The 9492-nt window shown below is 69.7% G+C and carries 8 protein-coding genes and 1 pseudogene; all 9 read left to right on the top strand.

The genetic code is table 11. From position 1 onward, the window contains the following. Positions 1 to 581, top strand: a 581-nt coding sequence (locus VED21_RS04615; RefSeq protein WP_324881146.1) for a two-component system sensor histidine kinase NtrB, incomplete at its 5' end; no start/stop codon positions are given. Continuing rightward, positions 581 to 2026: a nitrogen regulation protein NR(I) gene (gene ntrC, locus VED21_RS04620; RefSeq protein ID WP_324881147.1), complete on the top strand. Its 1446-nt coding sequence runs from the start codon at positions 581 to 583 to the stop codon at positions 2024 to 2026. The genes VED21_RS04615 and ntrC, both read left to right, overlap by 1 nt. A 184-nt stretch (positions 2027 to 2210) precedes the next feature. Next, positions 2211 to 4535 (top strand): PAS domain-containing sensor histidine kinase, encoded by a 2325-nt coding sequence (locus VED21_RS04625; RefSeq protein ID WP_324881148.1) that lies wholly within the window; start codon positions 2211 to 2213, stop codon positions 4533 to 4535. Continuing rightward, complete coding sequence (locus VED21_RS04630) at positions 4525 to 5925, top strand: sigma-54 dependent transcriptional regulator (protein ID WP_324881149.1); 1401 nt, start codon at positions 4525 to 4527, stop codon at positions 5923 to 5925. Before VED21_RS04625 ends, VED21_RS04630 begins: the two co-directional genes overlap by 11 nt. Positions 5926 to 6012: 87 nt before the next feature. Then, complete coding sequence (locus VED21_RS04635) at positions 6013 to 6873, top strand: D-amino-acid transaminase (protein ID WP_324881150.1); 861 nt, start codon at positions 6013 to 6015, stop codon at positions 6871 to 6873. Further along, on the top strand, positions 6870 to 7571 hold the full coding sequence (locus tag VED21_RS04640; RefSeq protein ID WP_324881151.1) for an HAD family hydrolase: 702 nt from the start codon (positions 6870 to 6872) through the stop codon (positions 7569 to 7571). The genes VED21_RS04635 and VED21_RS04640 overlap by 4 nt, the downstream gene beginning before the upstream one ends. Positions 7572 to 7640: 69 nt before the next feature. Further along, a complete protein-coding gene (hfq, locus tag VED21_RS04645; protein WP_324881152.1) occupies positions 7641 to 7889 on the top strand; it encodes an RNA chaperone Hfq in 249 nt (82 codons plus the stop codon). 8 nt (positions 7890 to 7897) lie between these two features. Beyond that, positions 7898 to 9214: a GTPase HflX gene (gene hflX / locus VED21_RS04650; protein ID WP_324881153.1), complete on the top strand. Its 1317-nt coding sequence runs from the start codon at positions 7898 to 7900 to the stop codon at positions 9212 to 9214. Between the two features lie 97 nt (positions 9215 to 9311). Further along, positions 9312 to 9492: pseudogene (locus tag VED21_RS04655) on the top strand (hypothetical protein); the annotation flags it as partial.

Below are 9492 nucleotides of genomic sequence, written 5' to 3' on the forward strand. Positions count from 1 at the left end.
TGGTCAACCGCATGGAGGTGTTCTCCGACAAGCGCCCGCTGGAGCGCGGTCCGGTGAACATCCACAAGGTGCTGGAGCACGTGCGCACCATCGCGCAGTCGGGCTTCGGCCGCACGGTGCGCTTCGTCGAGCGGTACGACCCGTCGCTGCCGCCGGTCTACGGCAACCGCGACCAGCTGATCCAGGTCTTCCTCAACCTGATTAAAAATGCGGCAGAGGCTGCCCCCGAAAGCGGCGGCGAGATCATCCTCTCCACCGCCTACCAGCACGGCGTGCGCATGGCGCTGCCGGGCGGCGACACGCGGATGCACCTGCCGCTGGTCATATCCGTTCAGGACAATGGGGACGGCATCCCCGAGGATCTGCGCAACAACCTGTTCGACGCGTTCGTCACGACCAAGGCCAACGGAACTGGCCTGGGGCTTGCATTGGTGGCGAAGATCATCGGCGATCACGGCGGCGTCATCGAATTCGACAGCCAGCCGCGCCGTACCGTCTTCAAGGTGTCGCTGCCCATGTACGACGAATCCCAGACCGCAGTCGAGGTGAGCCCGGTTCGCACGAAGCGAGGGGCGCGCTGATGAGCGGTGCAACGATCCTCGTCGCCGATGACGATCGGGGCATCCGCACGGTTCTTACGCAGGCGCTGGCCCGGCTTGGTCACGATGTGCGCTCCACCGGCAACGCCTCCACCCTGTGGCGGTGGGTGGCCGACGGCCAGGGCGACCTCGTCATCACCGACGTGGTCATGCCCGACGAGAACGGCCTCGACCTCGTCCCCCGCATCAAGAAGATCCGCCCGGAGCTGCGCATCATCGTGATGAGCGCGCAGAACACGCTGATCACCGCCGTGAAGGCGGCGGAGCGCGGCGCCTTCGAGTACCTGCCCAAGCCCTTCGACCTGAAGGAGCTGTGCAACGTCGTCGAACGCGCGCTCAACGCCCGTCAAACGCAGGCCTCCGAGCTGCCGCCGGAGGCGGAGTCGGAGGAGCAGCTTCCCCTGATCGGCCGCTCGCCGGCGATGCAGGAGATCTACCGCGTGCTTGCCCGTCTGATGGGCACTGACCTGACGGTGATGATCACCGGCGAGTCGGGCACCGGCAAGGAGCTGGTGGCGCGCGCGCTGCACGACTACGGCAAGCGCCGGAACGGCCCCTTCGTCGCCATCAACATGGCGGCCATCCCGCGCGAACTGATCGAGTCCGAGCTGTTCGGCCACGAGAAGGGCGCCTTCACCGGCGCCACCAACCGCTCCCAGGGGCGGTTCGAGCAGGCGCAGGGCGGCACCCTGTTCCTGGACGAGATCGGCGACATGCCGCTGGAGGCGCAGACCCGCCTGCTGCGCGTCCTGCAGGAGGGCGAGTACACCACCGTCGGCGGGCGTACGCCCATCAAGACGGACGTACGCATCATCGCCGCCACGCACCGCGACCTGCGTACGCTGATCCGCCAGGGCCTGTTCCGCGAGGATCTGTTCTACCGCCTGAACGTCGTGCCCATCCGCCTGCCGCCGCTGCGCGAGCGGACGGAGGACGTGGCGCTGCTGGTGCGCCATTTCCTGAACCAGGGCGTGGCGCAGGGCCTGCCGGCCAAGAGCATCGACCAGGCGGCCATGGACCGCCTGCGCCGCTACCGCTGGCCGGGCAACGTACGCGAACTCGAGAACCTCGTACGCCGCCTCGCCGCCCTGTACTCGCAGGAGATCATCGGCGTCGACGTCATCGAGGCGGAGCTGGCCGACGCCCAGCCGGCCCAGCAGCCGGTCGAGGAGACGCAGAGCGAGGGCCTCAGCTCCGCCGTGGAGCGGCACCTGAAGGACTATTTCGCCGCGCACAAGGACGGCATCCCGTCCAAGGGCCTGTACGACCGCGTCCTGCGCGAGGTCGAACGGCCGCTGATCTCGCTCAGCCTCTCGGCGACGCGGGGCAACCAGATCAAGGCGGCGGAGATGCTGGGCCTCAACCGCAACACGCTGCGCAAGAAGATCCGCGAGCTGGACATCCAGGTGGTGCGCGGCCTCAAGTAGGCCGCGCACACGCTTCCCACAGCCACGCCCACAGCCACGCAGTGTCATTCTTGTGACACCGCTTCCGTGCCCGCAGGCCGCCGCGAGCCACGCGCCGGGCCATCCGAAAGGCTAGGGCGGTTCGGTCTTGGCTTCGCGGACACAGCTGTGTATCTTTCCGGCAACAGAATTGCAGCCGGATCCCATGTCGCTCCCGCCGTCCGAAACCAGTGCGCCCCAAGCCAGCGCGTCCCCCTGGGCCCAGCTGTTGCGCTGGGCCTCGCGGGTGCGCCTTGCCAAGCGCATGGCGGTGGCGCTCAGCATCGCGGCCATCGCCGCCGGATTCGCCACGTACGGCGCGCTGACCGAGACGTCGCCGTTCGGCCAGAGCAATCCGGGCACGGTCACGCTGCTCCTCACGCTCGACCTCGTGCTGATGCTGCTGCTGGGCGCGCTGGTGGCGCGGCGCATCGTGCAGATCTGGATGGGGCACCGGCGCGGCATCGCGGGGGCGCGCCTGCACGTGCGCCTGGTGGCGGTGTTCAGCATCCTGGCGGTCCTGCCGGCCATCATCGTCGCCACCTTCTCGGCCGTCTTCTTCTACGTCGGCGTCCAGTCGTGGTTCAGCGAGCGGGTGCGCACGGCCATCAAGGAATCCGTGGCGGTCGCCAGCAGCTACCTGCACGAGCACCAGCAGAACATCCGCGCCGACGCGCTGGCCATGGCCAACGACCTGAACCAGGAGGCGCCGCGGCTGGCCGGCGCGCCGGAACGGTTCGAGCAGGTCGTGGTCACCCAGGCCATGCTGCGCGCGCTGTCCGAGGCGGTGGTGTTCAGCGGCACCACGGGGCGCATCCTGGCGCGTTCCGGCTTCAGCTTCACGCTGGAATTCGACCCCATCCCGGACACGGTGCTGGAGCAGGCGCGCAACGGCGAAGTCGTCCTGATGGTCAACGAGAACGACGACCGCGTGCGGGCGCTGGTCCGTCTCGACCGCTTCGTCGACGCCTATCTCTACGTCGGCCGCTTGGTGGAGCCGCGCGTGCTGGCGCACGTCGCCAACGTGCAGGGGGCGGCGCGCGAGTACGCCGAGCTGGAGGTCGAGCGCAGCAGCCTGCAGATCACCTTCACGTTGATCTTCGTGGTGGTGTCGCTGCTGCTGCTGCTGGCGGCGGTGTGGGCCGGGCTGAACTTCGCCACGCGGCTGGCGCGCCCGATCTCCGCGCTGATCGGTGCGGCCGAGCGGGTGCGGGCCGGCGACCTGACCGTGCGCGTGTCGGAACCGCCGAGCGAGGACGAGCTGGGCCTGCTGTCGCGCGCCTTCAACCGTATGACGACGGAGATCGAGAGCCAGCGGCGCGAGCTGCTGGAGGCCAACAGCCAGCTCGACCAGCGCCGCCGCTTCACCGAGACGGTGCTGGCCGGCGTGTCGGCCGGCGTCATCGGCCTGGACGGCGACGGCGTCGTCAATCTGCCCAACCTGTCGGCCGCGCGCCTGCTCGGCGTCGAGGACGCGGAGTCGCTGGTCGGCCGCTCGCTGGTGGAACTGCTGCCGGAGGCCAGCGAACTGCTGGAAAGCGCGCCGCGCAAGGCCGGCCGCGCCGTGCAGGACCAGATCCACGTGCGCCGCACCGGCCACGCGCCGCTGACCCTGCTGGTGCGCGTGGTGGCGGAGGCGCCGGCCGGTCACGTGCGCGGCTACGTCGTCACCTTCGACGACATCACCGAACTGGTGTCGGCGCAGCGCAAGGCGGCCTGGGCCGACGTGGCGCGCCGCATCGCGCACGAGATCAAGAACCCGCTCACCCCCATCCAGCTGTCGGCGGAACGGCTGCGGCGCAAGTACCTGAAGCAGATCACCCCCGACGACACGGAGGTGTTCACGCTGTGCACCGACACCATCGTCCGGCAGGTCGACGACATCCGCCGCATGGTGGACGAGTTCTCGGCCTTCGCGCGCATGCCGCAGCCGGTGATGAAGCCGGTGAACATCAACGACCTCGTCCGGCAGGCGGTGTTCCTGCAGACCAGCGCGCACGCCGGCAACGTGAAGTTCGACGTCGAGCTGCCGGACGGCCCGCTGACCGTCCCCGTGGACGGCCGGCAGATCAGCCAGGCGCTGACCAACCTGCTGCAGAACGCCGTCGACGCCATCGAGGGGCGCGCGGCGAACGCCGACGGCGCGCCGCTGCCCTCCGGCCACGTGTCGGCGCGCGTGCGGGCGGACGCCGAGCGCGTGGCGCTGGTCATCGAGGACAACGGCAAGGGCCTGCCGCAGGACGAGCGGCACCGGCTGACCGAACCCTATGTGACGACGCGGGCCAAGGGCACCGGCCTGGGGCTGGCGATCGTCAAGAAGATCATGGAAGACCACGGCGGCGAGCTGCTCCTGGAAGACCGCGAGGGCGGCGGGGCGCGCGTCAGCCTGGTGTTCCCGCGCAGCACGATGGCCGCGCCCGAGGCGGCGGCCGGCGACAACCACCCGGCGGAGACCGGCGAGGAGAAGAGGCAAGCAGCCCATGGCGCATGACATTCTGATCGTCGACGACGAAGCGGACATCCGGATGCTGCTGGCCGGCATCCTGAACGACGAGGGCATGAAGACGCGCGAGGCGGCCAACGCCGACGACGCCTTCACCCAGGTCTCGGCGCGCCGGCCCAACCTCGTGATCCTCGACATCTGGCTCCAGGGCAGCCGGCTGGACGGCCTGCAGATCCTGGAACAGCTGATCCGCGACGACCCGAACCTGCCGGTGATCATGATCTCCGGCCACGGCACCATCGAGACGGCGGTGAACGCCATCAAGATCGGCGCCTACGACTTCATCGAGAAGCCGTTCAAGGCCGACCGCCTGCTGCTGATGGTGGAGCGCGCCATCGAGGCGGCGCGCCTGAAGCGCGAGAACGAGGAACTGCGCCTGCGCGCCGGCGGCGAGGCCGACCTGATCGGCCGCTCGTCCGCCATCAACCAGGTGCGCCAGTCCATCGACAAGGTGTCGCCCACCGGCAGCCGCGTGCTGATCACCGGCCCCGCCGGTTCGGGCAAGGAGGTGGTGGCGCGCCTCATCCACGCGCGCTCGCGCCGGGCCAGCGGGCCGTTCGTCGGGCTGAACTGCGCCACCATGCGCCCCGACCGGCTGGAGGTGGAGCTGTTCGGCACCGAGGCCGGCACCGACGGGGCAGGGCGCAAGATCGGCACCTTCGAGCAGGCGCACACCGGCACGCTGCTGCTCGACGAGGTGGCCGACATGCCCATTGAGACGCAGGGCAAGATCGTCCGCGCGCTGCAGGAGCAGACGTTCGAGCGCGTCGGCGGCGGCCACCGGGTGGAGGTCGACGTGCGCGTCATCGCCACCTCCAACCGCGACCTACAGGCGGAGATCGAGCAGGGCCGCTTCCGCCAGGACCTGTTCTACCGCCTGGCCGTGGTGCCCATCCGCGTGCCCTCGCTGGCCGAGCGGCGCGAGGACATCCCGATGCTGGCCAAGCACTTCATGCAGCGCTCCGCCGAGGCGGCCGGCCTGCCGGCGCGCGAGTTCGGCGAGGACGCCATGGCGGCGCTGCAGGCCTACGACTGGCCGGGCAACGTGCGCCAGTTGCGCAACGTGGTGGACTGGCTGCTGATCATGGCGCAGGGCGACCACAAGGAGCCGATCCGCGCCGACATGCTGCCGCCGGAGATCGGCGCCATCACGCCCACCGTGCTGAAGTGGGACAAGGGCGGCGAGATCATGGGCCTGCCGCTGCGCGAGGCGCGCGAGGTGTTCGAGCGCGAATACCTGCTGGCGCAGGTCACGCGCTTCGGCGGCAACATCTCCCGCACCGCCGCCTTCGTCGGCATGGAGCGCTCGGCCCTGCACCGCAAGCTGAAGAGCCTGGGCGTGCACGGCAGCGAGAAGGGCAAGGCGTTCATCGATTGAGGATCCATCGATTGAGGAACGCCGCCACCCTTGCTTTTTTCCGCTTGCAAGCCTAATCGTCGGGTCTCTTAACGAAGAACAAGAACAATGGCTCGCTGGGCTTACGTCAACGGCCGATACGTGCCGCACACCCTGGCCGCCGTCCACGTGGAGGACCGCGGCTACCAGTTCGCCGACGGCGTCTACGAGGTCGTGACGCTCCTCGACGGCCGGTTCGCGGACCTGGACGGCCACATGGCGCGGCTGGACCGCAGCCTGAAGGAGCTGCGCATCGCGTGGCCGGTGGCGCCGCGCGTGCTGGATTTCGTCGTCCGCGAACTGGTGCGGCGCAACGGCGTGCGCAACGGGTCGGTGTACCTGCAGGTGACCCGCGGCGTGGCGCCGCGCGACTTCCGCTTTCCGGACGACACGCCCAGTTCGCTGGTCGTCACCACGCGGCGCGTGCAGCAGTGGGCCAAGCCCGGGCAACTGAGCGACGGCGTGGCCGTCATCACCATCCCCGACATCCGCTGGGCGCGGCGCGACATCAAGACGGTGGCCCTGCTGCCCCAGGCGCTGGGCAAGCAGCAGGCCGCCGAGGCCGGCGCCTACGAGGCCTGGATGGTCGATCCCGACGGCACGGTGACCGAGGGCACCTCGGCGAACGCCTGGATCGTCACGCCGGCCGGCGTGCTGGTGACGCGCGAGGCGAGCCCGCGCATCCTCAACGGCGTCACCCGCCTGTCGCTGCTGCGGCTGGCGCGCGAACGCGGCGTCCCGGTGGAGGAGCGGCCGTTCACGGTGGCGGAGGCGCTGGACGCGCGCGAGGCGTTCCTGTCCTCGGCCGGCACCTTCGCGATGCCGGTCACGCGCATCGACGGCCGCGCCGTGGGCGACGGCAAGCCGGGCGCGCTCACCATGGCGCTGCGGCAGGCCTACATCGATCACGTTCTGGGGACACCGGCATGACCGATCCGATCCGCCTGCCGCGCGCCGTGCTCTACGACTGGGACAACACGCTGGTCGACAACTGGGGCACCATCCGCGCGGCGCTCAACCACACGCTGGTCGCCTTCGGCCAGTCACCGTGGGACGAGGAGGAGGCGCGCGAGCGCATCAAGGCATCGCTGCGCAACAGCTTCCCCAAACTGTTCGGGGAGCGCTGGACCGACGCGCGCGACCAGTTCTACGCCTATTTCGAAGCGCACCACCTGGAGCACCTGCGCCCGATCCCGGGGGCCGAGACGCTGCTGGAGACGCTGCACGGGCAGGGCGTCTACCAGGCCGTGGTGTCCAACAAGAATGGCCGCTTCCTGCGCGCCGAGGCCGACGCGCTGGGCTGGACGCGCTTCTTCGGCACGCTGGTCGGCGCCCAGGACGCCGAGGCGGACAAGCCGCATTGCGCGCCCGTCACCATGGCGCTGGCCCCCGGCGGCGTCGCGCCGGGACCCGACGTCTGGTTCGTCGGCGACGCCGACATCGACATGGAATGCGCCCACGGCGCCGGACTGGTGCCGGTGCTGGTGGGCGATGCACAGGGGGAGGGCTTCTCCCGCTTCCCCCCAGCGCACCGCTATGAGACCTGTCACGCGCTGTGTGGCTTGGTGCACCGGATCGGTGCTACCATATCCCTCACGGCGAACGCCGGGGCGATTGCGAAGCACTGAGCGAAAAACGCAGCGGGGAGCGGGCTCTGACCGGAGCCCCAAGAACATCGAAGAAGGGGTCAGAACAACATGTCAGAAAAAAGCCAAAACGTTCAGGACGTCTTCCTTAACCACGTCCGCAAGAACAAGACTCCCGTGACGGTCTTCCTGGTGAACGGTGTGAAGCTTCAGGGCATCATCACCTGGTTCGACAATTTCTCGGTCCTGCTGCGGCGGGACGCGCATTCCCAGCTGGTGTATAAGCACGCCATTTCGACGGTGATGCCGGCGCACCCGATCCAGCTCTTCGAACCGCCAAAGGAAGGTGAGGGCGCCTGACCCCCTTGATGAACGGTAACGAGACCAACGGCGACGGCCGGGAGCCGCACGGCACCGGCCGCGCCATCGTCGTCCACCCCGTGCTGCGCACCGCCGTCGACGGCGCGCGCAGCCCCGAGTCCTGCCTGGACGAGGCGGTCGGCCTCGCCGCCGCGATCGAACTGGAGGTCGTGCACGCCGAATGCGTGCGCGTGAACCGGCCGCAGCCGTCCACCCTGCTGGGATCCGGCACCGTCGAACACCTCGCCCAACTGGTCGAGGAGAGCGAGGCGACGCTGCTCGTCGTCGACCATGCGCTCTCCCCCGTGCAGCAGCGCAACCTGGAGAAGGGGGTGAAGGCCAAGGTTATCGACCGCACCGGCCTGATCCTGGAGATCTTCGGCGCCCGCGCCCGCACGCGCGAGGGCCAGCTGCAGGTGGAACTGGCGGCGCTGACCTACCAGCGCTCCCGCCTCGTGCGGTCGTGGACCCACCTGGAGCGGCAGCGCGGCGGCTTCGGCTTCCTCGGCGGCCCCGGCGAATCACAGCTGGAACTCGACCGCCGCCTGATCGGCGACCGCATCATCAAGATCAAGAAGGAACTGGAGGAGGTGCGCCGCACCCGCGGCCTGCACCGCAAGGCGCGCGCCAAGGTGCCGTACCCGGTGGTGGCGCTGGTCGGCTACACCAACGCCGGCAAGTCGACGCTGTTCAACCGCCTGTCCAACGCCTCCGTCTTCGCCAAGGACCTGCTGTTCGCCACGCTGGACCCGACCATGCGGCAGGTGACGCTGCCGTCGGGCCGCAAGGTGATCCTGTCCGACACCGTCGGCTTCATCTCCGACCTGCCGCACCATCTGGTCGAGGCGTTCCGCGCCACGCTGGAGGAGGTGGACGGCGCCGACATCATCCTGCACGTCCGCGACATCTCGCACGAGGACACGGACGCTCAGCGCGACGACGTGAACGACGTGCTGCGCGACATCGGCATCGACCCCGAGGTGGACGACCGGGTCGTCGAGGTGCTGAACAAGATCGACCGCCTGGACGAGGAGGCGCGCGACGCCGTCATCGCGCAGACGCGCCGCGACCCGCGCAAGGTGGCGGTGTCGGCGGCGACGGGCGCGGGCATCGACGACCTCGACGCTCTGCTCGACGGGCGCATGAACGCCGGCCGGCAAGTGGTTGATCTGGCGATCGATCTTGGCAACGGAGCGGCGCTCGCCTGGCTTTACGACCGGGGCGAGGTGCTGGACCGCCGCGATGACGAGCATCAGGCGCACCTGCACGTGGCGCTGGATCCGGCCGACATCGCCCGCTTCGAGAAGCGCTTCCTGCAAGCCTGAGCGAGCGGCCGGCGGCGGGCGCGCACTTTGTCCGTGGCGGGGGGCGGGCAGGGCCGGCATAATGGGCTCCCGCCTCCGCCAACTCCCCGTGCCCCCCGTGCGCCTTTCCCGACTCCTGCCGATCCTGCTGGTGGCCGCGTGGCCGGCGTTCGCCCAAGACGAGGCGTCCGACGTGCCGCCGGAACCGCCGCTGCCGCCGACGCCGACCGAGATGCCGCAGGCCCCGGTCGGGCCGGTGGTGACCGCGCCGGATCCGGCCGCGCTGCTGAAGGAGTGCA

The organism is Azospirillum sp. (assembly GCF_035627195.1).
In the GTDB taxonomy this organism is placed as follows: domain Bacteria; phylum Pseudomonadota; class Alphaproteobacteria; order Azospirillales; family Azospirillaceae; genus Azospirillum.

Coding starts and splice junctions, on each gene's coding strand:
- ntrC (WP_324881147.1), top strand. CDS start 581: ATGAGCGGTGCAACGATCCTCGTCGCCGATGACGATCGGGGCATCCGC.
- VED21_RS04625 (WP_324881148.1), top strand. CDS start 2,211: ATGTCGCTCCCGCCGTCCGAAACCAGTGCGCCCCAAGCCAGCGCGTCC.
- VED21_RS04630 (WP_324881149.1), top strand. CDS start 4,525: ATGGCGCATGACATTCTGATCGTCGACGACGAAGCGGACATCCGGATG.
- VED21_RS04635 (WP_324881150.1), top strand. CDS start 6,013: ATGGCTCGCTGGGCTTACGTCAACGGCCGATACGTGCCGCACACCCTG.
- VED21_RS04640 (WP_324881151.1), top strand. CDS start 6,870: ATGACCGATCCGATCCGCCTGCCGCGCGCCGTGCTCTACGACTGGGAC.
- hfq (WP_324881152.1), top strand. CDS start 7,641: ATGTCAGAAAAAAGCCAAAACGTTCAGGACGTCTTCCTTAACCACGTC.
- hflX (WP_324881153.1), top strand. CDS start 7,898: ATGAACGGTAACGAGACCAACGGCGACGGCCGGGAGCCGCACGGCACC.